The sequence below is a fragment of the Denitrificimonas caeni genome, assembly GCF_027498055.1.
GTDB lineage: Bacteria > Pseudomonadota > Gammaproteobacteria > Pseudomonadales > Pseudomonadaceae > Denitrificimonas.
Window position 1 is genome coordinate 1,406,104 of the sequence record NZ_CP114976.1, and the last position, 22,916, is coordinate 1,429,019.

The following is a 22,916-nucleotide window of genomic DNA, read 5'->3' on the forward strand; positions in this document are numbered from 1 at the left end:
GTCTGTATTCGGCGTATTACGCATAATCTGAACTCAATGGTAGGGCAGTATGAATCTTCATGAATATCAAGCAAAACAGCTCTTTGCTGAATACGGCTTGCCTGTATCTACAGGGATTGCAGTGGAAACACCTGAAGCCGCAGCGCAGGCGTGTCACGAAATTGGTGGTGAGCGTTGGGTGGTAAAAACCCAAGTGCATGCAGGAGGTCGCGGTAAAGCAGGTGGCGTTAAATTGGTCACCAGTCCTGAGGATGCCCAAGACTTTGCTGCACAGTGGTTAGGCAAACGTTTAGTGACCTATCAAACTGATGCCAATGGCCAGCCAGTTAATCGTATTCTTGTGGAAGCCTGCACTGACTTTACCCAAGAACTGTACTTAGGTGCAGTGGTTGATCGCTCGTCACGTCGAGTGGTGTTTATGGCCTCCACTGAAGGTGGAGTTGATATTGAAAAAGTTGCCAGTGAAACACCTGATAAAATTTTGCAAGTGACTATTGACCCAGCCATCGGCGCACAGCCGTTTCAGGGCCGTTATTTAGCCTATGCCTTGGGTTTACAAAATGAACAAGTTAAACAGTTCACCAAGATTTTTTTAGGTTTAGCCAAGCTGTTTGTGGCCCATGACTTAGCGTTGCTGGAAGTGAACCCCCTGGTGATTAAAAACGACGGTAATTTGCATTGCTTAGATGCCAAAATTACTATCGATAGTAATGCCTTGTATCGTCAGCCCAAGTTACGCGCCATGCAAGACCCTGGTCAAGATGACCCGCGGGAAGCCCATGCAGCGCAGTTTGAACTGAACTATGTTGCCCTTGATGGTGATATTGGTTGTATGGTCAATGGTGCCGGCTTAGCCATGGGGACCATGGATATTGTCAGTCATCACGGTGGTCGACCAGCCAACTTTCTAGATGTGGGCGGCGGCGCAACTAAAGAGCGCGTTTCTGAAGCATTTAAAATTATTTTATCTGACGACAATGTTAAAGCGGTCTTAATCAATATTTTTGGCGGAATTGTGCGTTGTGACATGATCGCTGAAGGGGTCATTGGCGCAGTTAAAGAGGTTGGGGTGAAAGTCCCTGTGGTAGTGCGCTTAGAGGGGAATAACGCTGCCTTAGGCAGTAAAGTTTTAGCTGAGAGTGGCTTGAATATTATTGCCGCAAACAGTTTAAGTGAGGCTGCTATGTTAGTTGTAAAAGCAGCTAAAGGAGAGCAGGCATGAGTATTTTAATTAATAAAGATACCAAGGTGATTTGCCAAGGCTTTACTGGTGCGCAAGGTACTTTTCACTCAGAGCAGGCGATTGCTTACGGCACACAAATGGTCGGTGGAGTTACCCCAGGTAAAGGTGGCACTACCCATCTTGGTTTGCCGGTTTTTAATACTGTCTTAGAGGCAGTGGCAGCCACTGGTGCAGATGCTTCAGTGATTTATGTGCCTGCCCCGTTTTGTAAAGATTCCATCCTAGAGGCGGCATTTGCAGGAATCAAACTGATTGTCTGCATTACCGAAGGTATTCCCACCTTAGATATGCTGGATGTGAAAATTAAGTGTGATGAGTTGGGTGTGCGTTTAATCGGGCCGAACTGTCCAGGTGTGATTACCCCAGGCGAGTGTAAAATAGGTATCCAGCCAGGCTTTATTCATATGCCAGGTAAAGTGGGTGTGGTTTCCCGCTCAGGCACCTTGACTTACGAAGCGGTTAAGCAAACTACCGATGCTGGTTTTGGTCAGTCCACATGCGTGGGGATTGGTGGTGATCCAATTCCTGGCTCAAGCTTTATTGATATTTTAAAGCTATTCCAAGCCGATCCGCAAACTGAAGCTATTGTTATGATTGGTGAAATTGGCGGTACTGCAGAAGAAGAGGCTGCCTCTTTTATTAAGGCCCACGTAACCAAGCCTGTGGTGTCCTATATTGCTGGAGTGACAGCACCAGAGGGTAAGCGGATGGGGCACGCAGGTGCGATCATTTCCGGAGGTCAAGGCACGGCTGATGAAAAGTACGCCGCACTTGAAGATGCTGGAGTAAAAACTGTTCGCTCATTAGCCGATATCGGTACAGCGCTAGCGCAAATTACCGGCTGGAAGCATAAATAAAGCTATTGTGTGGTTAGCATACAGGCGCTCCCTTATCCAGGCAGCGCCTTTTTTGTGCTTATAGACTTAGCCAAGGCTTAGTCTTGTTGTTGCTCAAGGTGTTCAAGCACAGCAGTGACCACTTGCATCACCTCAAGGTTTGCCACTTCCATGTTTTGTAAATGCTGCACGGCGTCTTCCAGCGCACCTTGTTGATAGGCTTGCATGGCATGCTGACCTTGTTCGTGTACGTTGCTGTGGGGGCGTTCAATCCGTTGAAAATCTGCAATATTATGCAGACTGCGGTTGTGATTATGATAATACCAGCGGCCAAAGCGGCACTCATGATCAGTGGGGAGTTGTGGCACGCTTGTAGGCTCCTGCTCGAGCAGATGATTGTAAACAATGAACTTTAGTGACAGCTCATCGAGATTAGCCAGCTCTATGCCTGCACGTAGCGCCGATCGGTCGATGTCCTTACGCATGCGCTGCGCTAAAGAATGTAAACCGCGCATGGCGCTAACGGCTTGCTGTGTTGTGTCATTAAAATCTTGTGCAAGTTGCCCTTGGCTTTGAATGTAATCGTGCGCTTGTTTCGTTTCAGTTTGGATTTCATTTATTTTGTGGACAATATCGGTGGTGGCTAAAGCGGTGCGCTCGGCAAGGTGGCGGATTTCACTGGCCACTACAGCAAAACCTCGGCCGGCATCACCGGCTCGCGCAGCTTCAATGGCGGCATTAAGAGCGAGTAAGTTGGTCTGGCTGGCAATGCCGCTGATCAGGTCAACAATGCCGTTAATTTCCTGTGTGTGCAGCGCCAATGTGTCAATTTTGTCAGTGGTTTCTAAAAGGCCACTTTCCATGGCAAGGGCTTTGCTTTGCAGTTCTGTGAAGTTATCTTGGTTGGTCGTGGTGGCGTGAGCAACAGTCTGGGCATGCTGCTTATTGTGCTCCATTTGCTCAGCAAGGTATTCAAAAGAGTCGCCGAGGTGCGCTATTGAACTACCAAAGCGAATCAGGTTGCTTGAAACACCACGATTAAACTGCAACTGCTGTTGGTGGCTTGCCGCGCTGCTTTGTGAGCGGGCTAACGCCTCTTGTAGTTGTTGAATATGTGCACGTTGCTGCGTGTTTTCAGCTTCTAAACTGATGTTTTTCTGCTGCAACTGCAGTGCTTTTTTCTTCCATTTGAACCACATAGTAAGCCTCTATTGCTGCGCAATCAGTAGGGCAGTGAAGTACGCCCTTGTCAGAGAGTAAGGCTGGTAATGAACTATCGCGTACAAACGTCCATGTGGGGCGGCGTTATTCTTCACCAGGCTATTAGGCAGGCATAGGCCTTGTGCATTAGTGTGATGTACCCTCGGCAAATTCAATTTTATTGCCCACGTTGTATTTGCCAGATGGTTTGTTCATAGGGATACGTTTTACTTCTTCTAAAGTATTGGCATCGTAAACAATTAACGCGCCTTCAGTGTCCCAAACACTGAGGATCAGGTGGCTGCCATCGTTGGTAAACTCCACATGGGCAGCATTTTTGCCCGGCATAGGACGCAAAGTATGGGCAATCTCTAAGGTTTGCTTATCAATTAAGTGCACGGCTTCTTGATTGGGGCCAAAGAACACATCAGTCCAAGCGTACTTGGAATTCTCATGGCTGCGCATAAAGAAACCTGGGCCTTCAGTGGGAATTTCTTTAATCAGCTGCCAAGTTTTTAAGTCCAGTACCGAAATAAGGCCTTGGCTGATATTGGGTGTGGCAAATATCCATTGGCCATCACGCTGCCAATAAATCCCTGAACCTAAATGCGGCATACCAGGCAATGGAATATCAGTGATAGATTCACCGGTATCCAGATCAATCACCTGTCCACCGTGGGCTTTACGGGACGTGGCTAATAAGTAGCGGTAATCCGGGGTAAAGGAAAAATCGTCTAAGTAGTCTTGGCCAATAATACGCCGTGGGATGAAATCTGGCGTGCCAGCATAGGATAATTCCCACACTTCATGGGAGTCTTTCAGCGCCACGACAAAACTGTCCCGTGGTGGTGCGGTATAGACGGCGCTGACCCGCGATGGGGTACCATCTTGACCTACTGTAGCAATGCTTTTGATTAAGGTTAGATCATCGGCATTGAGTAAGACTAAGTTGCCCGGTAAATAGTTACCCGCCAGCACCCAACGGCCATCGTTGCTCACCGCAAGGTTACGAGTATTTAGGCCCACTCGGGTTTCGGCAATCATGGTGAAGTTATGCAGGTCGTATTTTGTTACCCAGCCATCCCGCGAGGCGAAATAAACAAAGCGGCCATCAGGAGAGAACTTGGGCCCGCCATGCAGAGCAAAGTGCGATTGAAAACGGGTCAGAGGCTCAAATTTATCGCCATCTAAAATGGTGACATGGTGGGTGCCGGCTTCCACTACCACAAATAAGTTTAGCGGATCAGCGTTGTGTTGTGGCGTCTCCGGTAAGGCACCTTGATCGGCTAAGAGACGGTGGCTGGCGCGCGTATCACTGTCTTGCCAAGTGGGTGGGTTATCGATTGGAGTGTATAAGTACGCCACCATGTTTTCGATCTGCTCAACACTGAGAATATCTTGGAAAGCGGCCATTTGACTGGCAGGGCGTCCTTCGCTAATGGCTTTGCTGGCTTCAGGTTTTTTAATCCGGCCTAAACTTTCTGGCAACAACGCAGGTCCGGTACCACCGATCCGTTGTGCACCATGGCACACTGTGCAGTGCTGTTGATACAGGTGTTCAGTGGCGCTAAAATCCGAGTCAGTGCTGGCTGCGGCGCTAGTAGCAAGGCCTAATAAAGACAGCGCGGCAAGGGATTTTAAGCTGAGGGTTATACGCATAGTACTTCCTTAGCCGCTACAGCCATAGGGTTAATAAGCGCTGGATGGCTCACAGGGTAGCCACTGAACAGGGCAACTACGTGACCAATAATGGTTAAGGTGGGTGGGGTCAGTTCAGCGTTATCTGCCATGGCCTGCAATTCTGCAAGGCTACCGCGGATCACTTGTTGCTCGGCATATGTGCCGCTACCAATCAAGGCTGCCGGTGTATCTGCGGCTAAGCCAGCTTTGATCAATTCGCTGGAGATTTCTTCAAGACTGCTTAAGCCCATATAAAACACTAAGGTTTTCTTCGGGTCAGCGTAGCTTTTCCACGGTAGATGTAGCTCGCCATCTTCTTGTAAGTGACCGGTAATAAACTGGCAAGAGTGCGCTACACCACGGTGGGTTAGGGGAATTCCAGCATAAGCGGTGCAACCTGAAGCCGCAGTAATACCTGGCACTATTTGGCAGTTGATCTGACGCTGTAACAGAAAGTTAAGTTCTTCTGAGCCGCGGCCAAAGATAAAGGGGTCACCGCCTTTGAGTCGAGCCACACGTAAGCCTTGTTGCGCGAGATCAGCCAGCAGTTGATTGATTTTATCTTGCGGTAAGCTGTGATTAGCACTGGCTTTACCGACAAAACGACGCTGGCAACGCTCGGGTATCATGGTTAAAAGCTCTGGGCTCACCAAGCGGTCGTAGACCACCACATCAGCTTGCTGCAGCAAGCTCCAAGCGCGCAAAGTAAGAAGGCTTGGGTCACCTGGACCGGCACCAATTAAAGCCACATCGCCGGGAGCGAAAGCAGCGTGTAGAGCAGCGGGGAGAGCGGTTTTCTGATCCATGTCAGCTCCAAAGTGACTTCAGGTCACAGTAATAAAATCATCACCAAGGTGTGACAAACCTATAGCGCTACGCATTTAATTTCTGCTAAAGCAGCGATGCCAATTTCTTCATCAGTCAGATAGCAACCCGGGTCTTCAGCCCACAAATTGCCGCCGGCCCAAGCGCGGGTACGGGTATTCCCATTACAAATACTTAACCACTGGCATTCACCGCAGCGGCCCTTAACCTGACGGGGGTGCTGGCGCAGTTGTAGCAATAATGGGGCTGCGTTATTGAACCAAATATCTTTAAAATCCTGTTTGCGTACATTACCTAAGGTGTGTTGCTGCCAATAGGTATCAGGGTGCACATCACCGAGGTTGTCAATATTGGCCACCCCAGCCCCGGAAGCGTTACCGCCCCAAGCGCGCAGCATGGTTTCCATTTGTGCACGGTGTTGCGGTAAGTGACGTTCGGTCCATTGCAGCAATAAGATGGCATCGGCATCGTTATTACCGCTGACAAAATCCGTTTCGATGCCGTGTTGCACATCGTCCCAAGCGCGATCAAAAATCTGATCCATGGCATCGCGGGTCATCTGCCAGTGCGCATCGATTTTACTGCTGCGCTTGCCACGACCGCTGTAATTCAAGTGTGAGAGGTAGTATTTTTGCACATCATATTCACGCATCAGCTCCAGTAAGTCGGGAAGCTGAGCATGATTGTGCATGGTTAAAGTGGTGCGCAAACCCACCCGAATATCATGCTGACGGCAGAGTTCAACGGCATGCATTGAGGCGGTAAAACCGCCTTTCATTTGTCTAAATTCATCATGAATATCGGGAAGACCATCAATACTGATACCCACATAATCAAATTGTGCTGCGACAATTTGCTCAATATTACTTTCGTTAATCAGAGTGCCATTGGTCGAGAGAGCCACATAAAAACCGTATTGGCGAGCATGTTCGGCTAACTGGAAAATATCCGGACGCATCAAAGGCTCACCGCCACTGAGAACCAATACCTTAACCCCTGCAGCATGCAGCTGGTCAATGGTGGCTAGCGCTTCGGCAGTGTTCAGTTCACCTTTAAAGTCGATATCCGCTGAGGTTGAGTAGCAGTGCTTACAGGTCAGATTGCAACGGCGCAACACGTTCCAAATAACCACGGGTGCCCGGGTACTGCCGGGCTTGGCCGCCCGAGGAGCTGGGCTTTGCCCGGCAAGGGCGCGTAAATAAGTGCTGATTCTTAGCATAGTTACTTCTCCTGACGCTGAGTGGCCAGCCGCAAACCCGTTTTCTTTAGAATACGACTACTGACCAGCATCGTATCAGCACGGCAGGCAGCACCGAGTTGATCACGAATAAGATTTCGCTCGTATTCAATTTGCTCAGCATTCTTGCCATGCACCATGGCAAATAAGTTATAGCGCCAGCCAGGCAAGCGCGGACGACGGTAGCAGTGGCTGACAAAGTGAAGGTTGCCGACGATCTCACCTAAGCGGTCAATCTGAGCATCGTCCACATCCCAAACGGTCATGCCATTAAAGGTATAACCAAGGCGGTAATGATTGGGTACTGCAGCAATCCGGCGAATCGCGCCGCTGTCTTGTAAGCGCTGTAATAAAGCAAGGGTGTCATCCACACTGAGCTGCATGCGCTCAGCAATCCAGGCCCAAGGATCAGCCACCAGAGGCAGGCCGGCTTCGGTGAGGGTAATCAGCTGTTGGGCCAGCTGTTGATCAGAGGGGGAAATGGAGGCCGACATGGTAGGTCTTCTCCTTGGGCAAGTTGAGGACGGACAAACCGGTTAGGGCTTCGATTTCAGCGATGCTGCGTTGAATGCCTTCTGGGGTTGGGCAGGCCAATACAAACCACATATTAAACGCGTGTTCGCGGCGGTAATTGTGCGCCACCGCGGGCAGCTCATTGAGTTGTTCAGTGACCTGATCAAAGCGCTGTTCGGGCACCGTCATTGCGGCAAGAGTAAAAGCACCGCCCAGCTGTTCGATATCAAACATAGGCCCAAAACGGGTTAAGGTGCCGTCATCCAGTAACTCCTGTAAGCGTTGTCGAATCGCTTCAGCGCTGCATTGCAGCTCTTCTGCCAGCGCGCTCCATGGATCACGGACTAACGGCAAGCCAAGCTGTAAACGGTTGAGAAGTCGACGATCAAATTCATCCATTAAGTTGCTCCGACTTGGCTGTAACGTGCACCGCGTTGTTTAAAGGCACGGGTGCTAAACAGCAAATGATGGGGACGCTGGAGTAAGTTATGTTGCTCTAAGAGTTCTGCCACATGGGCTTCTACCGCTTGGCGATCACGCCCATGGACCATGCAAAATAAGTTATAGGGCCAGCCCGGACGCCGTGGACGGCGATAACATAAATTGACCCCCGGCGCTTCGCCCAGTGCTGCACCCACTTGATGTACCCGTTCATCTTCAATGTCCATCACCAGCATCACATTGGCATTGATACCCAGCGCACGGTGTTTAACCACAATGCCAAAGCGTCGAAATAGACCTTGCGCATTTAAGTCTTGCACATGCTGTAAAACAGCTTGTTCAGTGCTATTAATTTGTTCAGCCAAGACTTGATAAGGGCGGGAGGCCAGTGGCAAACCGTGCTCCAACAAGCGCCGCAATTGCTGCTGTTGCTCAAGGGTTAATCCATCGCTCATGATGGCACCTGCGAATCTTTGCCTAAAGCAAAGCCTAAATTGATTTGATAAGCAGTCAGCATCGGCAGATCTAAGGGGGTTAATCCAGTCTGCTGTTGAATATGGATTAGGGTTTGATCAAGATGGGCACGGTTGGGGCCGGTCAGGACAAACCAAAGATTCCAATCATGCTCCCGCAAATAGTTGTGATTCACTTCATCTAGGGCATTGATTTGCGCAGCGACTTGTTCAATCCGCGCTTCAGGCACAGCCAACGCAACTAAAGTGCTGGCGCCCGCTACGCTGTGGTCAAAGATAGGCCCAACCCGGGATAAAGCTTGGCGCTGATTGAGCTGCTCTAAGCGCTGAAAAATATCTTCTTCGCTGCAGCCCAACTCTTCTGCTATAGCTTGGTAAGGTTCAGCACAAATGGGTAAATCGTGCTGGAAACGATCCAGCATCCGTAAGCACAGATCGTCCATGTTAAAACTCCTATAGACCGATGCGGTGAGCTCGATCGCTAAAGAAGATACCGCTGGGACTGTCTGCAGGTAGGGTGTGAACTTTTTGTAAAGTTGCGGTATCCCATACCTGTATCTCGTCCTTATCGCGCACCGAGATCCAAATCTGTTCACCACGGGGGGTGAATTCCATATGCAGCACACCAGGACCCGGCTCTAGGGTGGCAATAACCGTATGACTTTCGCTATCAATCACTTGCACATATTGGTTATCAGGCATGGCAAAGTTGACCCAGATTTGCCGTGCATCAGGGCGCGCCATGACAAATACCGGTTGACCAATGACATCCACGCTACCGGCCTGTTGCCAGGTATTGGTGTCCATAATTAAAATCTGATGGCGACCCACGGCTGGGACAAAGGCGTGATCACCGGCCACTGTCCAACCTTCCAAATGGGGCATTTTATAGACGGGAAGTTTCTCGTTGCCGCGGCCATAGCCATCGAGAATACGTTTGACCCCCTGTTCAGGGTGCCATAGATCCAGCAGCGCTAAACCGTCTTCACCAAATAAACCGGCAATATAGTAACGGCCGTCAGGAGTCAGCATGGAGTCGTACGGCTGGTCGCCAATATTGGTAAAGCGCGTGATTGCTGGAGTATTGCTTTGGCTAAAGTCGGCAATCCAAATTTCGCCGGTATCAAATAAACTGACTAGAAACTTCTTTCCAGGTGCATCGACCATACCCACCACCCGTGAACCACGGCTGCCATCGGCAACAGTGGTCGCAGGAATATCAGCCACCAGTTCTAAAGTGTCGGCAGCAAAAACTTTAACCCCGCCGGGCTCGTAGTTACCCACAGCAATTAAACGACCGTCTTGGCTAATGGCACCGCCAATACTGTTGCCGCTTTGGATAATACGTTTATCAATTTTCGCGGTAAGTAGATCAATTTTGGTTAGGCCACCATCGCGTCCAAATACATATGCAAAGCGGGCATCACGGGAAAACACCACCGAGGCGTGGGATAAATCACCTAAACCTTCAACTCGGGCCAAACTGCTGTTATTTGAGTGTTCAACAATTTTGACGCTGCCATTTGCACGTTCAATGACGATCCCTAAGTCACCGCTGCCACGCAATGGATGAGAGGGTTGAGCAACACATGCAGTTAATAAACAGGCTAAAAGTACAACGCCAAAGTGACGTCTCATGGGGTAACTCCTTGTAACAGGCGATCAATCATCCAAGCCGCTTCGTGCTCATTGAGTAAGGCTTGCCATGGTGGCATAGCAGTACCTGGGCGGCCGAACATCACTGTAGCAATCAGACTATCGCGGGACTTGTCGGATAAAATTTGCGGGGTCAGTGGCGGGCCAAGGCCGCCGGTCATGCGTAGACCATGGCAGGAACCACAGTCTTGAATAAGCAGGTGTTCAAGTGTTGCTTGGCGTTCACTCGCTATGGGTGCCGCCAGGCTTGTAGGAAGAGTAAGGAGTGACGCCATGAACACCGTTAAATAAAGTGTTGCATGCTTGCTGGTTATCATAGCGTCCTCCTAAGTATTGCCGACTACTCTACAAGAGTGCTCGTTTAGTACACATCGTGCTGGGTGTTATTCACGTTGAATTTACCCGTTGGGGTGATCAAGCGTTTGTCTTTGATGACTTTTTTCAGTTTCTGTGTTTTATCATCAACCACCACGATGGCAGACACCTCGTCTTGCTGACTCCATACTGAGAACCAAACCTCATCACCGGCTTCGTTGTACTCAGGTTGCAGTACGCGTTTTACCCCACCGTCGATATCAGCCCAATCACCAATAGGTAGAACCTTGTAACCTGCATCAAGGTTGTTAATGTCAAATACCGCAGCTGATTGGCTGATTTTAGCGTCAGGGTTGAAGGTGGTATCCAGATATAGATTGGTAGAGTTAGGGTGAGTTTTAATAAACAGTGAGCCACCGCCTTGACCTTTTAAGGTTTCGACCACTTGCCAAGCGTGCTCTGGATGCTGTTCAGGATCGGTACCAATTAAAGAAATTGTTTCATCACCTAGGTGACTGGTTGCCCAAACTGGACCAAATTTAGGGTGAACAAAGTTAGCTCCACGGCCTGGGTGTGGTATCTTGCCGACATCCACTAAGGCAGCAAGATTGCGTTCCTTGGAGTCAATTACCGCGACTTGGTTAGAGTTATTGGCCGCTGTCATAAAGTAACGGTGTGTGCTGTCCCAGCCGCCATCGTGTAAGAACAATGAAGCGCCAATACTGGTAGTAGTTAGGTTGTCAATGTCTTTGTAGTTGACCAGCAAAATGCGGCCGGTTTCTTTAACGTTAACAATAAACTCAGGGTGCTCGTGGGAAGCGATAATCGCCGCCACCCGAGGCTCAGGGTGATATTCTTGGGTATCAACGGTCATGCCGCGGGTGGAGACAATTTGCAGAGGTTCAAGGGTCTCGCCATCCATAATGGTGTACTGCGGTGGCCAATATGAGCCGGCAATAGCGTACTTGTCTTCGTAACCCTCGAATTTAGAGGTTTCTACAGAGCGTACTTCGATACCTACCTTTATTTCAGCAACACGCGCTGGTTCTTCCATCCATAAGTCGATCATATCAATGCGCGCATCACGACCTATTACAAATAAATAGCGGCCAGACGCCGACATGCGTGAAATGTGTACTGCATAGCCCGTTTCAATGGTTTTAATAATTTCTTTGCTGTCACCATCAATCAAGGCAATTTTACCGTCATCGCGTAACGTGACGGAGAAGATATTGCCAAGGTTGAGTGTATTCATTTGTTTAGTTGGGCGGTCTTCGGGCTTAACTAGAACTTTCCAAGAGTTTTTCATTTCCGGCATGCCCCACTCAGGCGGTGTCGGTGGTGTGTGCTGAATGTAGTTGGCCATTAAAGTGATTTGCTCTTTGCTGAGCTCGTTGGATGTTCCCCAGTTTGGCATGCCGCCTGGGGAGCCGTAGGTAATCAATGCTTCTAGGTAAGCTTGCCCACGTTCTTGAGTGATATCTGGAGTTAGTGGTTTACCTGTTGCACCTTTACGTAAGACCCCATGGCAGCCTGCGCAGCGTTGGAAATAAATTTCCTTTGCCATTTCAAACTCTGAGTCACTGAGATCAGGAGCACCAGCAGTGCGTACCGTTTTAGCGCTGGCTGGATCCACAGTGGAAGCAGCTCCCTTATAAGCGGCTTCAGCTTCCTCAGGGTTGGCTGTGGCATGCGCTATGGAAAAGCTTAGCAGTGACATCGACATGGCGGCCACGATACCCGCCAAAAATGGTTTGCCTTTAATAGACATAAGTTAATCTCCTGTAAATGATCGCGCTCTTGTTTGTTGGCGAGCCGTGCAATCATTTTGTTTTCATTTGAGTTGCTTATTGGCATATCCCGGGTAAATCGTGTGTGCATTGCCATCCTAAACATAGGTCTAAACATTGTGCTTGACGGCAATCAAGAATGACTTTTTAAGCAGTTGAGCCTGCAGGCAGAGGGCGGTTAACGTAGGCATAACCAAGTTAATTAGTAGGGTATGCAACGTGAATACTGGCCTGCAGCAAGAGAGTGTTTTAACGAGTGAAGAACCCTTTTATCAGACACTTGGTAATGAGGAAACGGTCTTTCGACAGGCTTGGCAGCATGGGATGCCAGTTCTGATTAAAGGGCCTACCGGCTGTGGCAAAACCCGCTTTGTGCAGCATATGGCGCACCGTTTGAACTTGCCGTTGTATACCGTTGCTTGTCATGATGATTTAAGTGCTGCTGATCTAGTTGGCCGTCACTTAATCGGTGCTGAGGGCACTTGGTGGCAAGATGGTCCGTTAACCCGTGCTGTGCGTGAAGGCGGTATTTGCTACTTAGATGAGGTGGTCGAAGCGCGGCAAGATACCGCAGTGGTATTGCATCCTCTAGCTGATGACCGCCGTGAGCTGTTCTTAGAACGCACCGGTGAGGCGATTAAAGCAGGGCCTAATTTTATGCTGGTGGTGTCCTATAACCCCGGTTATCAAAACCTGCTCAAAGGCATGAAGCCCAGTACTCGCCAACGCTTTGTGGCCATGCGCTTTGATTATCCAAGTGCTGCAGAAGAACAGAGAATTGTTGAAATTGAAGCAGGGGTGGAGAGTAAGCTGGCGGCGCAGATTGTTCGACTGGGGCAGGCCCTGCGCCGTTTAGAGAACCATGACCTGGAAGAAGTGGCCTCAACGCGCTTACTGATTTTTGCCGCACGCATGATTAAAGCGGGGATGCCGGTGCGTGAAGCCTGCTTAGCCTGTTTGGCTGAGCCGTTAAGCGATGACCCACAAACAGTGGCGGCTTTAATGGATGTGGTTGATGTCCACTTCGAGTAACGCGCCGTTAGTCGCGCCTGCTGCCAGTCAGGCACTGCCGGGCGATTTGGCCATGTGGATTTTTATTCTGGCTGAATTAGCGGCTTTTACGCTATTTATTATTGCCTTCAGTGTCACGCAAATGCTTTACCCTGAGATGTTCCAAGCAGGGCGCGCAGAGTTGGATCCCTCCACAGGCTTTGCTATGACGGTAGGTTTGCTGTCATCGGGCTTTTTAGCGGCGCTGGCAGTGGAGCGGGTACGGGTGAATCAAGCGCGGCAAGCGGCTGTGTTATTGATCGCGGCGATAGCTTCGGCAATGGTCTATGTGGTGCTTAAACTCAGTGAGTATACGCACTTAGCTCAAGCCGGCTTTGACCTTGAATACAATATGTTCTTCACTCTGTATTGGTTGGTGACCTTGTTTCACTTTTTGCATGTGTGGCTGGGTTTGCTGGTGTTGGCTTTTTTAGCTTGGCGTTGTTGGCGATTAGGCTTTACTGCCGATAACCGCAGCGGTATGGAATCTGGGGTGATGTATTGGCACATGATTGACTTGGCTTGGGTGATTATCTTTCCGCTGGTGTATTTACTGGGGTAGGGCGGCAGTATGTCCAATACAAAGGTGTTGTTTGTGTGCTGGTTGCTCTTGGTGCTGGCAACCGCTGTGACCGTTTATCTGGGGGCCAGCACGCTGACCTTGGCCACTCAGGTTGGCGCGGTATTGGCAGTGGCTGTTATTAAATCAGCTTTGATTATTGATGGCTTTATGGAATTGCGACACACGCAACGGCGCTGGCGCATCATCATGTATGGCTGGCCTGTGGCCATGAGTTTGATTATTGCTGTGACCTTGTTGCTGCCTCGCTTTATGAGCTGAATAGTGTATTTGCAGCCTGATTTTTCTTAACGCCAAGGGCGTCTCTATACGCTTGCGCGCGGACACAATGTCCTGCTTGATTGTTCTTGATACGACTCTCCCTGATAACCCTATCTACCTTCTCTGCCCTCTCTAAGCGCTGTTAGTGCTCCGTTAATGTGCGCTAGGTCGCATTAAAATGCTGACTAGTCATTCGCAATCTACTGTGTGAGCCACGTAATGTAGGCCTTTAGCTAATAACCCAGTGCGGCACTTGGTAATTCTTGATTGCTATCAAGTGGGTTTGTAAGCAACTGTTTCTATGATGAGCGGGCATAACTCATTAGGAGGCGTCATGTCTGAAACATTCACTAAAGGTATGGCAAGAAATATTTACTATGGAGGAAGTCTATTCTTCATCTTGGTGTTTCTTGCGCTCACTTACCACACAGAAAGAACTATCCCTGAACGTACCAATAGCGAGTTACTGACAGAGTCAGTGGTGCGTGGAAAATTGGTTTGGGAAGAAAATAACTGCATTGGCTGTCACAGCTTGCTGGGTGAGGGGGCTTACTTTGCTCCGGAGTTGGGGAACGTGTTTGTCCGTCGTGGTGGTGAGGAAGGTTTTAAGTATTTCTTACCTGCTTGGATGAAAGCACAGCCCACCAATATTCCTGGTCGCCGGCAAATGCCGCAGTTCAACTTAACCGATGCCCAGTTGGATGACTTAACCGAGTTCCTTAAGTGGAGTTCAAAAATTGATACCAATAACTGGCCACCAAACAAGGAGGGTTGATATGCCTGCTCGATTGTTTTTGAACATTTACGCTCTGCCAGCTCTGTTGCTTGGCAGTCTAAGGGGAACTGGTTATGACCAATAATCCGTACTTAAAATTCACCTCGCAAAAGGTGGCCATGCCGTACTTAGTATTTGCGCTGATTTTGTTTGTTGGGCAAATTCTATTTGGCTTGATAATGGGCTTGCAATACATTGTCGGTGACTTCTTGTTCCCGCTGATCCCCTTTAATATCGCACGTATGGTGCACACCAACTTGCTGATAGTTTGGTTGTTATTCGGCTTTATGGGCGCTGCGTACTACTTGATCCCTGAGGAGGCGGATCGTGAGCTATACAGTCCCAAGCTCGCGATGATTTTGTTCTGGGTGTTTGCTGTAGCGGGCGTGTTGACCATCTTAGGTTACTTGTTTGTACCCTATGCTGGGCTGGCGCAGATGACCGGTAACGATCTCTTGCCGACCATGGGACGCGAGTTCCTTGAGCAACCACTGATCACGAAGGTCGGTATTGTGGTGGTCTGCTTAGGCTTTTTGTACAACGTTGGTATGACAGTGCTAAAGGGCCGTAAGACTGCGATTAACGTAGTACTAATGACCGGCCTGATCGGTTTGGCAGTGATGTTCCTGTTCTCTTTTTACAACCCAGATAACCTCACCCGCGATAAGTTCTACTGGTGGTATGTGGTGCACTTGTGGGTAGAAGGCGTATGGGAATTGATCATGGCCGCGATGCTGGCTTACGTACTGATCAAAATCACCGGTGTGGACCGTGAAGTGATTGAGAAGTGGTTGTATGTGATTGTCGCCATGGCGCTGATCTCCGGCATCTTAGGTACGGGTCACCACTACTTCTGGATTGGTGCGCCAACGGTATGGTTGTGGGTCGGTTCGATCTTCTCCACGCTGGAGCCGTTACCCTTCTTTGCGATGGTGTTGTTTGCCTTCAATATGATCAACCGCCGTCGTCGTGAGCACCCCAATAAAGCCGCTGCATTATGGGCGATGGGTACGACTGTGACTGCGTTTTTAGGTGCCGGTGTTTGGGGCTTCCTGCATACCCTAGCGCCAGTTAACTATTACACGCACGGTACGCAGTTAACTGCAGCTCATGGTCACTTAGCTTTCTATGGTGCGTATGCCATGATCGTGATGACCTTGATTTCTTACGCAATGCCGAAGCTGCGTGGCCTTGGCGAAGCTGCGGATAATAAAGCACAAGTGCTGGAGATGTGGGGCTTCTGGTTGATGACCATCAGCATGGTGTTTATCACATTGTTCCTGTCTGCCGCGGGTGTTGTGCAAATCTGGTTGCAACGTATACCAGAGGATGGCGCTGCATTAGGCTTTATGGCGACTCAGGATCAGTTGTTTATCTTCTACTGGCTGCGTTTAGCTGCGGGGGTGATCTTCTTGATCGGTTTAGTGGCTTACTTACTGAGCTTCCGCCAGCGTGGTCGTACTGAGCAAGTGACAGCAGCCGTTGCTGGGCGCGCATAGTCACGTAAATTAATGTGATGAGGTAAGGATCTTCGGCCCAGCTTATCCAGTGGGCCGAAGTTGTTTGAGCGCCAGCGCTATGAGCGTTCTTTGCAGCTGGCACAACCGAAAGAGGGGTCGGGTATGGGCATTGGTGTTGAAGTTGAAGAGTGGGCCGGTGAGATTTGGCACAAATTTATCACTCGACGTGCTGACCCAGGTTTTCCTGAAGCGCAGGTAGATCTGGAAGATATGCAGCGCTCGCTAGCCGTGTTGTTTCGTGCCTTAGGCGGCGCTTCTGGTGTGGCGGTGGAGGCCTCCAGTGCGCGTAAAATGGTCTTGCGCCGCTCATTGGTGCAGCAAATTGCCGGTAGCAGCTTACAATTAGCCGTTGCTTGGGCGGATGCGGAGAACTTACGTCTACCTGCCAGCCTAGCGGTGTACCCTGATCAGGAACTCAACCGTGACTTGTATCGCTGGTTGGCTTTACTGGCCGCCACCTCTGACAAAATGTGCCACTGGGGTCGTGATAATCAACGTTGGACGCAAAATCTTCTGCAGCAATACCCTGCCATGCGCCCGCGTTATCAGCGTTTGCTGCAAGCGCATTTAGCCTTGCGTCCCAATCCAAATACATTAAAGAACAACGAAGCCGCTTTAGAGCGGGCTTTACGCCAAGCATTGTTAGAGCCGGGCAGTGTGGTGGATTTTCCTGTCACTGAGCGCGCGCCATTTCCGTTACCGCTGTGGCTTTATCCTGCTGAACGCTTAGGTGACCCGCAAAAAAGTGATCTGGAAAGTGAGGACGATGAAGGTGATGTGATAGGTGCAGCACAAGGCGAAGGCCGTGATGTACGCAAGCAAGCCAAACGAGTTGCAGATAACTCGGGGAAAGAAGGTTTATTGTTATTTCGCCTAGAAAACTTATTCAGTTGGTCAGAGCACATTGATGTCGATCGTTGTGGTGATGACAACGAAGATCTCGATGCGGCGCGGGTTGCTGATGATTTAGATGAAATTGCTTTATCGCGCAAGCGTAAACGTAAAGGCGGCGGTTTAAAGCTGCACTTGGATTTACCCCCCGCTGACGTGGATGATATTCCGCTGGGTGAGGGCATCAAACTGCCCGAGTGGGATTTTCGTAAAAACGCTTTGCAAGCGGACTTTGTTAATGTGCAAATGATGCAACCACGTGACCAAGAAGCAGCACCCTTACCGCTGCGTTTGAGTCAGCTGGCGCGCCGCATCCGTCGCCAGTTCGAGAATTTACGCAGTGAGCCACGTTGGTTGCATCAACAAGCGCAAGGTGATGAGCTGGATTTACAAGCCTGCTTAGATTTTCATGTGGAACGCCAATGTGGGCAAGTGGCTGAGCGTGGTTTGTTTATGGAAAAACGCCAGCAGCAGCGTGATTTATCCTGTTTATTACTGGCGGATTTATCCATGTCCACTGATGCGCACATCAATGACGAACGCCGCGTTATTGATGTGGTGGCCGACAGTATGCTGCTGTTTGGCGAGGCACTTTCGGCTGTGGGTGATGATTTTGCCCTCTATGGCTTTTCTTCCTTGCGGCGCCATCAGGTGCGCATGCAAGAAATCAAACGCTTTGATCAGCGTTATGCAGACGGCGTGCGCGGTACCATTCAAGGTTTGAAACCCGGCTATTACACACGCATGGGGGCAGCGATTCGCCAAGCCACTGCGCTATTAAAAGACCGTCCGCATAAGCGCCGTGTCTTGTTGTTGGTCACTGATGGCAAGCCCAATGATTTGGACCTCTATGAGGGCCGTTATGGCGTGGAAGATACGCGCCAAGCGGTTTTAGAAGCGCAGAAAATGGGCGTCATTCCTTTTTGTATCACCATTGATAAAGAAGCGGCTGACTATCTGCCATACATGTTCGGTGCCAATGGCTACACCGTGATCCGTGAGCCTGAGCATTTGCCAACGCGATTACCGCAATTGTATCGTCAGTTGACCCAATAGGTAGAAACATCTAATCAAGCGAGGAAGGTAATACCTGTGAGTAATGCTGAACAGTTAGTGCGGAAAAAGCGTAATAAGCCAGCCAGCTATTATCTGTTTCCGCTGGCAGCTGCTTATGCGATGTTGCTGATGCCGTGGTCGATTTTGGCCTTACTCTACGGTGTGCTGGCACCGGCAGGATTGTACAGCGCCTTCGGTCATGCCCATGAGCTATTAATTGGTTACGCCATGCTGGTGGTCGTAGGTTATTTGTTAGGGCCGCAGGAAGGACGCAAGATCCTGTTATTGATCGGTGTTTGGCTGTTGGCACGGATTGGCTTTTTATCCTTGCCAGGCGGTCTCATGGCTGTCGCTGGCGCTGTATTGGTTGCAGGCTTGACGGCGTACTGGACAGTGCCACGCTTTGCCCGTTCGGCAAAAAAATGGCGCAATAAAGCCACGGCCCCTTTATTGATTGTTCTGTGTGCATTACTGGTGTTTGCTGCGCAATCGTCTTGGCAAGGGCAGAGCGTGTTACTGGAGCTGTTACTGGGCTTAACTTTGCTGATGTTCTTTATGGGCGGGCGCATTATCGCTCCGGCAGTGGCGGGGCATCTGTTACGTCAGCAACGCACTTTACAGGCGCGGGTGCAGCCCAATATTGAAGGAGCAGTTCTGATACTGCTGTTTGTTGCACTGGCACTGTATCCCGTGCCGAGTCTGCTCAGTAAGCAATTGGCTGGCGCTGCGGTGTTAAGCTGCGGCCTGTTGACCGCATTGCGTCTGGCGCGCTGGCAGTTATGGCATTGTTTAGATCGAGCAGATTTATTACTACTGGGCGCAGGCTACGCGTGGCTGGCCTTGGGTTTATCTTTGTTGGGTTGCGCCTTGTTGTTTAAACCGGCGTTACTCAGTGCCGGCATACATGCGATCACCGTTGGTGCCTTGGGCACTTTGACGCTGACAGTCATGGCGCGTACGCAATTGCTGCAGCGCTTTCGCGATCCTAATGCGCGGCCCTTGAGTCATGTCGCTGGCGTGTTGATCAATTGTGCCGCGTTATTGCGGGTAATCCCCGCATTACTGGGCCAGCAAAGCAGCGCTTGGCTGTTGAGCGCAGCAGCATGTTGGTCGCTGAGTTTTCTGTTGTTACTGTGCGTATTTTGGCAAAGCCGCGACGGGCAGACGCTTAAACCTTCTACTTAGCCGCCAGCCGGATTGCTGCGTGGCAGCCAAACAATCATAATTGCACAAAAAATGGTCAAGCCAATCACAAATAGTTTAAAGCGTAATAAACGCTGGGCCTGATTACGTTCGGTGTGCTGCGGTAAATTCATCCCGCAATTTTCACACACCGATTGCTCCGTAGGATTGTCGTGTTGGCAGTATAAACAGGTCGCCATAAGCAAGCCCTCCTTTTCGCAAATACTCTCATAGCTTGAGTAAAAGAGGGCTTGATAGCCATCAAGTAAGGGCTTTATTGGTGATCTAGCTCGCTGCCATTAACGTCTGCGTTGAGGCGAAGTGCAGGCTGGGCTATAGCAACGCACTGGTGTCCACAGTTAAACCTTGCTCGGCAAAGATATCTTGAGCAACGCTTAAGGCATTTAAGACGCTGGGGAAGCCCACATAGGGGATCAGATGGATGATGCAGCCGACGATCTCTTCTGGGGTTAAGCCAACGGTCAAACCAGTTTTAATATGCATGCCAATTTGTGGTTTACCTTGGGCCACCAGCGCAGTAATAGTGGTTAATACTTTTTGTTTATTATCTAAGCCAGGGCGTGAATAAATGCTGCCAAAAGCAAATTCAACCACATACTTGGTTAAATCAGGGGCGATATCTTTAAACTTCTCACCGATATCCATGGCACCTGTTGGGTTGTCATCCGGTGAGGCGGTGAGTTCTTGGATTTTGTTGATACCTTTTTGGTAAAGATCTTCGGACATTATAAAGGGCTCCTTGGTATGGATTGTGCTGACGGCGATTAGTGCCGCGCCAGACATCAGTAAACATAAAGGCAGACTACCTAAAGTAGCGCAGCAATTACAGCTCAGGAGCGGTAAGGGCAGTTGGCGTGATTGTTCCCTAGCACGTCTCGTTAGACTGCAGTGACGACCCGTTGGCAGCAGAAAATCAGCTAAAACAGTTTTTTTAGTTTGCACTGGCTGTTACGCAAAAATTAAAAAATAATTGCTATATAGTTCAGGGCATACAATGGGTTGGGCATTAGCTGTGGATTGACTATGTTTAAACGGTTACGGCATTGGCGAGAAAATCGCCGTATTGAAAAAATGGGCTTTACTGCTCAGCAGTGGGAATCAGCGGTTGCTGACTGGCCAGTGATGCAGCGTTATCAGGGGGCTGAGCGTGAGGCGCTGCGCATTATGACCTTTCGCTTTCTAGCGCGTAAAAGCTTTGTTTCTGGTGCAGGTTTTCAGTTTAGCGACGCTATGGCCTTAAAAATCGCCACTATGGCATGTGTCCCTATTTTACATTTAGGCTTGGACTGGTATAGCCGCTGGCGCACGGTGATTCTTTATGAAGGCGGTTTTGTGCCCAAGCGAGCCTATCGCAGTAACGATGGGGTCGTGCACGCAAAGGGCCCTGCTTTAAGTGGTGAAGCTTGGTTTCGTGGGCCGGTTATTTTGTCTTGGGAGGCAGTCAGTCAATCTGGAGCGTACGCGGCCCAAGGCAAAGCAAGCAATGTGGTTATTCACGAAGTAGCGCATAAGCTGGATATGCTCCGTGATGGGGCGAACGGTGCTCCACCGATGCACCCCAATATGCGCCCAGGGGAGTGGCACACCATTTTTAGCAATGCGTGGCAGCGTTTACAAGCTGATTATCAGCACAACCGGCCGTTGCCATTGAATGAGTATGGGTTGACGAGCCCCGCAGAGTTTTTTGCAGTATGCAGCGAGACCTTCTTTGAAGCGCCGACTACCATGCAAGAGCAGATGCCAGAAGTGTACCGACTCCTGTGTCAGTTTTATCGGCAGCAACCCTGATTGGCGCTCCAGGGGGATAGCCATAGTTAGCCCGAGATAGTTTTTTTGTCAGCCCGGAGCAAGTCATTGTAGCGCTGTGTCTATGCATTTTTTATCTAGGCTCGCGGCGTAACTGTGCTGAAAAAAAACAGGGCGAGGCGCTAGCTTGAGGGCGGGCTTGCCTTAAGTCCTTTGTACATTGTGGTGAGTGCTTTAGACTTGTGCGCTTAATTCGATATTTAAGCCTTAAGGACCTTCATGAATACCACAACAGCGACATCATCCCATTTTAGTCGGCGTGATGTATTTGCACTGGGCTTTATGACTTTTGCATTGTTTTTGGGGGCTGGAAATATTATTTTTCCTGCCGAATCAGGTCTGCAGGCGGGCACCACTGTTTGGCACGCGGCATTGGGTTTTTTACTGACTGGGGTTGGTTTGCCTTTGTTGACTGTTGTGGCTTTGGCACGAGTAGGTGGTGGTTTAACTGAGTTGACGCAACCCTTAGGCAATGCCGTGGGTACAATTTTGGCTGTGGCTGTGTATTTAGCCATTGGCCCTTTTTTCGCCACACCACGTACCGCTGTGGTGTCTTATGAGATTGGTGTAGTGCCTTTTTTTGGCAGTAGCAGTACAGGCTTGTTGCTGTACTCCACAGCCTATTTCGCTTTAGTACTTTACCTTGCCATTACGCCAAATAAGATTATTGACCGTATCGGTACAGTGATTACCCCTGTGTTGTTAGCTGCGCTGGCCATTTTGGGTGGGGCCGCATTTTTACAGCCGGCTGGCGCTGTTGGGCAAGCGTTGGGGCTGTATCAACAAGAAGCGTTTTTACAAGGCTTTTTGCAAGGGTATCTGACTATGGATGCTTTAGGTGCTTTGGCTTTTGGTGTGGTGATTGCCACAGCGCTGCGCAGTAAAGGTGTGCACGCCGCAGGCTCGATTACCCGTTATTCGATTTATGCCGGGCTGATCGCAGCAGTAGGATTGTCTGCGGTGTATTTATCATTGTTCTATTTGGGCGCGACCAGTCAAGGTATTGCCAGTGAGGCGCAAAATGGTGGGCAAGTGCTGGCATTGTATGTGCAGCATGTGTTTGGTCCTGTAGGCAATTTACTCTTGGCTTTGGTGATTGCGTTGGCCTGTTTAACCACTGCTGTGGGCTTACTGGTGGCCTGCGGGGAATTTTTTAGCCAGCGCCTGAATATTGCTTATAAATATGTCGTGCTATTTTTTGTCCTCTTTAGTTGGGGCGTTTCCAACCAAGGTTTAGAACAGTTAATTCAAGTGTCGATTCCGGTTTTAACTGGGCTTTACCCACTGGCCATTGTGCTCGTGGTTTTAAGTTTGTTGGACCGCTGCTGGCATTCCACTGCGCTGGTGTTTCGCGGCACCATGCTGGTGACTTTAGTGTTTGGTGTGGTCGATGGTTTGGCGGCAGCAGGGCTAGCGAGCTGGGTGCCGGAGTTGTTTCACCAATTGCCTTTAGCTCAACAGCAAATGGGTTGGTTGGTGCCGGCGATTGTGGTGATGTTGGGTTTGACTGTGGTTGACCGTTATTATGCGCGGGACGCACTGGCCCATTAGCCGTTAGTTACTCA

24 protein-coding genes are annotated in these 22,916 nt (G+C 49.8%); 11 read left to right on the forward strand and 13 right to left on the reverse strand.

The window, feature by feature from the left end; translation table 11 throughout:
• Positions 1–49: 49 nt before the first annotated feature.
• A complete protein-coding gene (gene sucC / locus O6P33_RS06715) occupies positions 50–1,222 on the forward strand; it encodes an ADP-forming succinate--CoA ligase subunit beta (RefSeq protein WP_269819423.1) in 1,173 nt (390 codons plus the stop codon).
• Positions 1,219–2,100 carry a succinate--CoA ligase subunit alpha gene (gene sucD / locus O6P33_RS06720; RefSeq protein ID WP_269819424.1) on the forward strand — a complete coding sequence of 294 codons (882 nt, stop codon included), beginning with the start codon at positions 1,219–1,221 and terminating at the stop codon, positions 2,098–2,100. The genes sucC and sucD overlap by 4 nt, the downstream gene beginning before the upstream one ends.
• 77 nt (positions 2,101–2,177) lie before the next feature.
• On the opposite strand, the gene O6P33_RS06725 is transcribed toward sucD, so the two are convergent.
• The 11 genes from O6P33_RS06725 to O6P33_RS06775 all read right to left on the reverse strand — a co-directional run bounded on the left by O6P33_RS06725 (position 2,178) and on the right by O6P33_RS06775 (position 12,145).
• Entirely contained in the window at positions 2,178–3,278 is a 1,101-nt protein-coding gene (locus O6P33_RS06725) for a methyl-accepting chemotaxis protein (RefSeq protein WP_269819425.1), read from the reverse strand.
• A 148-nt stretch (positions 3,279–3,426) separates the two neighbouring features.
• Positions 3,427–4,938, reverse strand: a complete 1,512-nt coding sequence (locus O6P33_RS06730; protein WP_269819426.1) for a nitrite reductase — start codon at positions 4,936–4,938, stop codon at positions 3,427–3,429.
• Positions 4,929–5,765, reverse strand: coding sequence for a uroporphyrinogen-III C-methyltransferase (cobA, locus tag O6P33_RS06735; RefSeq protein WP_269819427.1), 837 nt, complete (start codon positions 5,763–5,765; stop codon positions 4,929–4,931). Before cobA ends, O6P33_RS06730 begins: the two co-directional genes overlap by 10 nt.
• Before the next feature lie 59 nt (positions 5,766–5,824).
• On the reverse strand, positions 5,825–7,003 hold the full coding sequence (nirJ, locus tag O6P33_RS06740; protein ID WP_269819428.1) for a heme d1 biosynthesis radical SAM protein NirJ: 1,179 nt from the start codon (positions 7,001–7,003) through the stop codon (positions 5,825–5,827).
• 2 nt (positions 7,004–7,005) lie between these two features.
• Positions 7,006–7,515, reverse strand: coding sequence for a nitrite reductase (locus O6P33_RS06745; protein WP_269819429.1), 510 nt, complete (start codon positions 7,513–7,515; stop codon positions 7,006–7,008).
• Positions 7,490–7,933: an Lrp/AsnC family transcriptional regulator gene (locus tag O6P33_RS06750; RefSeq protein ID WP_269819430.1), complete on the reverse strand. Its 444-nt coding sequence runs from the start codon at positions 7,931–7,933 to the stop codon at positions 7,490–7,492. Before O6P33_RS06750 ends, O6P33_RS06745 begins: the two co-directional genes overlap by 26 nt.
• Entirely contained in the window at positions 7,933–8,430 is a 498-nt protein-coding gene (locus O6P33_RS06755; RefSeq protein ID WP_269819431.1) for an AsnC family protein, read from the reverse strand. The genes O6P33_RS06750 and O6P33_RS06755 overlap by 1 nt, the downstream gene beginning before the upstream one ends.
• Positions 8,427–8,891: an Lrp/AsnC family transcriptional regulator gene (locus tag O6P33_RS06760; RefSeq protein ID WP_269819432.1), complete on the reverse strand. Its 465-nt coding sequence runs from the start codon at positions 8,889–8,891 to the stop codon at positions 8,427–8,429. Before O6P33_RS06760 ends, O6P33_RS06755 begins: the two co-directional genes overlap by 4 nt.
• 10 nt (positions 8,892–8,901) lie before the next feature.
• A complete protein-coding gene (locus tag O6P33_RS06765; RefSeq protein ID WP_269819433.1) occupies positions 8,902–10,086 on the reverse strand; it encodes a cytochrome D1 domain-containing protein in 1,185 nt (394 codons plus the stop codon).
• On the reverse strand, positions 10,083–10,421 hold the full coding sequence (locus O6P33_RS06770) for a c-type cytochrome (protein ID WP_269817037.1): 339 nt from the start codon (positions 10,419–10,421) through the stop codon (positions 10,083–10,085). Before O6P33_RS06770 ends, O6P33_RS06765 begins: the two co-directional genes overlap by 4 nt.
• 44 nt (positions 10,422–10,465) lie before the next feature.
• Positions 10,466–12,145, reverse strand: a complete 1,680-nt coding sequence (locus O6P33_RS06775) for a cytochrome D1 domain-containing protein (RefSeq protein ID WP_420094983.1) — start codon at positions 12,143–12,145, stop codon at positions 10,466–10,468.
• 283 nt (positions 12,146–12,428) lie between these two features.
• Here O6P33_RS06775 and O6P33_RS06780 point away from each other — a divergent pair, with 283 nt between their 5' ends.
• From O6P33_RS06780 to O6P33_RS06810, 7 genes are all read left to right on the forward strand, one after another.
• Positions 12,429–13,241: a CbbQ/NirQ/NorQ/GpvN family protein gene (locus O6P33_RS06780; protein WP_269817039.1), complete on the forward strand. Its 813-nt coding sequence runs from the start codon at positions 12,429–12,431 to the stop codon at positions 13,239–13,241.
• Positions 13,225–13,821, forward strand: coding sequence for a cytochrome c oxidase subunit 3 (locus tag O6P33_RS06785; protein ID WP_269817040.1), 597 nt, complete (start codon positions 13,225–13,227; stop codon positions 13,819–13,821). The genes O6P33_RS06780 and O6P33_RS06785 overlap by 17 nt, the downstream gene beginning before the upstream one ends.
• A gap of 9 nt (positions 13,822–13,830) precedes the next feature.
• Positions 13,831–14,100: a cytochrome C oxidase subunit IV family protein gene (locus O6P33_RS06790; RefSeq protein WP_269817041.1), complete on the forward strand. Its 270-nt coding sequence runs from the start codon at positions 13,831–13,833 to the stop codon at positions 14,098–14,100.
• A 334-nt stretch (positions 14,101–14,434) separates the two neighbouring features.
• On the forward strand, positions 14,435–14,875 hold the full coding sequence (locus O6P33_RS06795) for a c-type cytochrome (RefSeq protein ID WP_269817042.1): 441 nt from the start codon (positions 14,435–14,437) through the stop codon (positions 14,873–14,875).
• 74 nt (positions 14,876–14,949) lie between these two features.
• Positions 14,950–16,374 carry a cbb3-type cytochrome c oxidase subunit I gene (locus tag O6P33_RS06800; RefSeq protein ID WP_269817043.1) on the forward strand — a complete coding sequence of 475 codons (1,425 nt, stop codon included), beginning with the start codon at positions 14,950–14,952 and terminating at the stop codon, positions 16,372–16,374.
• A 123-nt stretch (positions 16,375–16,497) separates the two neighbouring features.
• On the forward strand, positions 16,498–18,342 hold the full coding sequence (locus O6P33_RS06805) for a nitric oxide reductase activation protein NorD (protein WP_269817044.1): 1,845 nt from the start codon (positions 16,498–16,500) through the stop codon (positions 18,340–18,342).
• A gap of 36 nt (positions 18,343–18,378) precedes the next feature.
• Complete coding sequence (locus O6P33_RS06810) at positions 18,379–19,527, forward strand: NnrS family protein (RefSeq protein WP_269817045.1); 1,149 nt, start codon at positions 18,379–18,381, stop codon at positions 19,525–19,527.
• Here the strand turns inward: O6P33_RS06810 and O6P33_RS06815 are convergent.
• Positions 19,524–19,724: a DnrP protein gene (locus tag O6P33_RS06815; protein ID WP_269817046.1), complete on the reverse strand. Its 201-nt coding sequence runs from the start codon at positions 19,722–19,724 to the stop codon at positions 19,524–19,526. The two genes, O6P33_RS06810 and O6P33_RS06815, sit on opposite strands and share 4 nt — an antisense overlap.
• A gap of 133 nt (positions 19,725–19,857) precedes the next feature.
• On the reverse strand, positions 19,858–20,271 hold the full coding sequence (locus O6P33_RS06820; protein ID WP_269817047.1) for a carboxymuconolactone decarboxylase family protein: 414 nt from the start codon (positions 20,269–20,271) through the stop codon (positions 19,858–19,860).
• Positions 20,272–20,568: 297 nt separating this feature from the next.
• On the opposite strand from O6P33_RS06820, the gene O6P33_RS06825 reads away from it, so the two are divergent.
• Both O6P33_RS06825 and brnQ read left to right on the forward strand, forming a co-directional pair.
• Complete coding sequence (locus tag O6P33_RS06825; protein ID WP_269817048.1) at positions 20,569–21,333, forward strand: zinc-dependent peptidase; 765 nt, start codon at positions 20,569–20,571, stop codon at positions 21,331–21,333.
• A gap of 237 nt (positions 21,334–21,570) precedes the next feature.
• Complete coding sequence (brnQ, locus tag O6P33_RS06830) at positions 21,571–22,902, forward strand: branched-chain amino acid transport system II carrier protein (RefSeq protein WP_269817049.1); 1,332 nt, start codon at positions 21,571–21,573, stop codon at positions 22,900–22,902.
• Positions 22,903–22,916 lie beyond the last annotated feature (14 nt).

Coding starts and splice junctions, on each gene's coding strand:
- sucC (WP_269819423.1), top strand. CDS start 50: ATGAATCTTCATGAATATCAAGCAAAACAGCTCTTTGCTGAATACGGC.
- O6P33_RS06805 (WP_269817044.1), top strand. CDS start 16,498: ATGGGCATTGGTGTTGAAGTTGAAGAGTGGGCCGGTGAGATTTGGCAC.
- O6P33_RS06820 (WP_269817047.1), bottom strand. CDS start 20,271: ATGTCCGAAGATCTTTACCAAAAAGGTATCAACAAAATCCAAGAACTC.
- O6P33_RS06790 (WP_269817041.1), top strand. CDS start 13,831: ATGTCCAATACAAAGGTGTTGTTTGTGTGCTGGTTGCTCTTGGTGCTG.
- sucD (WP_269819424.1), top strand. CDS start 1,219: ATGAGTATTTTAATTAATAAAGATACCAAGGTGATTTGCCAAGGCTTT.
- O6P33_RS06785 (WP_269817040.1), top strand. CDS start 13,225: ATGTCCACTTCGAGTAACGCGCCGTTAGTCGCGCCTGCTGCCAGTCAG.
- O6P33_RS06815 (WP_269817046.1), bottom strand. CDS start 19,724: ATGGCGACCTGTTTATACTGCCAACACGACAATCCTACGGAGCAATCG.
- O6P33_RS06760 (WP_269819432.1), bottom strand. CDS start 8,891: ATGGACGATCTGTGCTTACGGATGCTGGATCGTTTCCAGCACGATTTA.
- O6P33_RS06725 (WP_269819425.1), bottom strand. CDS start 3,278: ATGTGGTTCAAATGGAAGAAAAAAGCACTGCAGTTGCAGCAGAAAAAC.
- O6P33_RS06825 (WP_269817048.1), top strand. CDS start 20,569: ATGTTTAAACGGTTACGGCATTGGCGAGAAAATCGCCGTATTGAAAAA.
- O6P33_RS06755 (WP_269819431.1), bottom strand. CDS start 8,430: ATGAGCGATGGATTAACCCTTGAGCAACAGCAGCAATTGCGGCGCTTG.
- O6P33_RS06745 (WP_269819429.1), bottom strand. CDS start 7,515: ATGTCGGCCTCCATTTCCCCCTCTGATCAACAGCTGGCCCAACAGCTG.
- O6P33_RS06795 (WP_269817042.1), top strand. CDS start 14,435: ATGTCTGAAACATTCACTAAAGGTATGGCAAGAAATATTTACTATGGA.
- O6P33_RS06800 (WP_269817043.1), top strand. CDS start 14,950: ATGACCAATAATCCGTACTTAAAATTCACCTCGCAAAAGGTGGCCATG.
- brnQ (WP_269817049.1), top strand. CDS start 21,571: ATGAATACCACAACAGCGACATCATCCCATTTTAGTCGGCGTGATGTA.
- O6P33_RS06750 (WP_269819430.1), bottom strand. CDS start 7,933: ATGGATGAATTTGATCGTCGACTTCTCAACCGTTTACAGCTTGGCTTG.
- nirJ (WP_269819428.1), bottom strand. CDS start 7,003: ATGCTAAGAATCAGCACTTATTTACGCGCCCTTGCCGGGCAAAGCCCA.
- O6P33_RS06775 (WP_420094983.1), bottom strand. CDS start 12,145: ATGTCGATGTCACTGCTAAGCTTTTCCATAGCGCATGCCACAGCCAAC.
- O6P33_RS06765 (WP_269819433.1), bottom strand. CDS start 10,086: ATGAGACGTCACTTTGGCGTTGTACTTTTAGCCTGTTTATTAACTGCA.
- cobA (WP_269819427.1), bottom strand. CDS start 5,765: ATGGATCAGAAAACCGCTCTCCCCGCTGCTCTACACGCTGCTTTCGCT.
- O6P33_RS06770 (WP_269817037.1), bottom strand. CDS start 10,421: ATGATAACCAGCAAGCATGCAACACTTTATTTAACGGTGTTCATGGCG.
- O6P33_RS06730 (WP_269819426.1), bottom strand. CDS start 4,938: ATGCGTATAACCCTCAGCTTAAAATCCCTTGCCGCGCTGTCTTTATTA.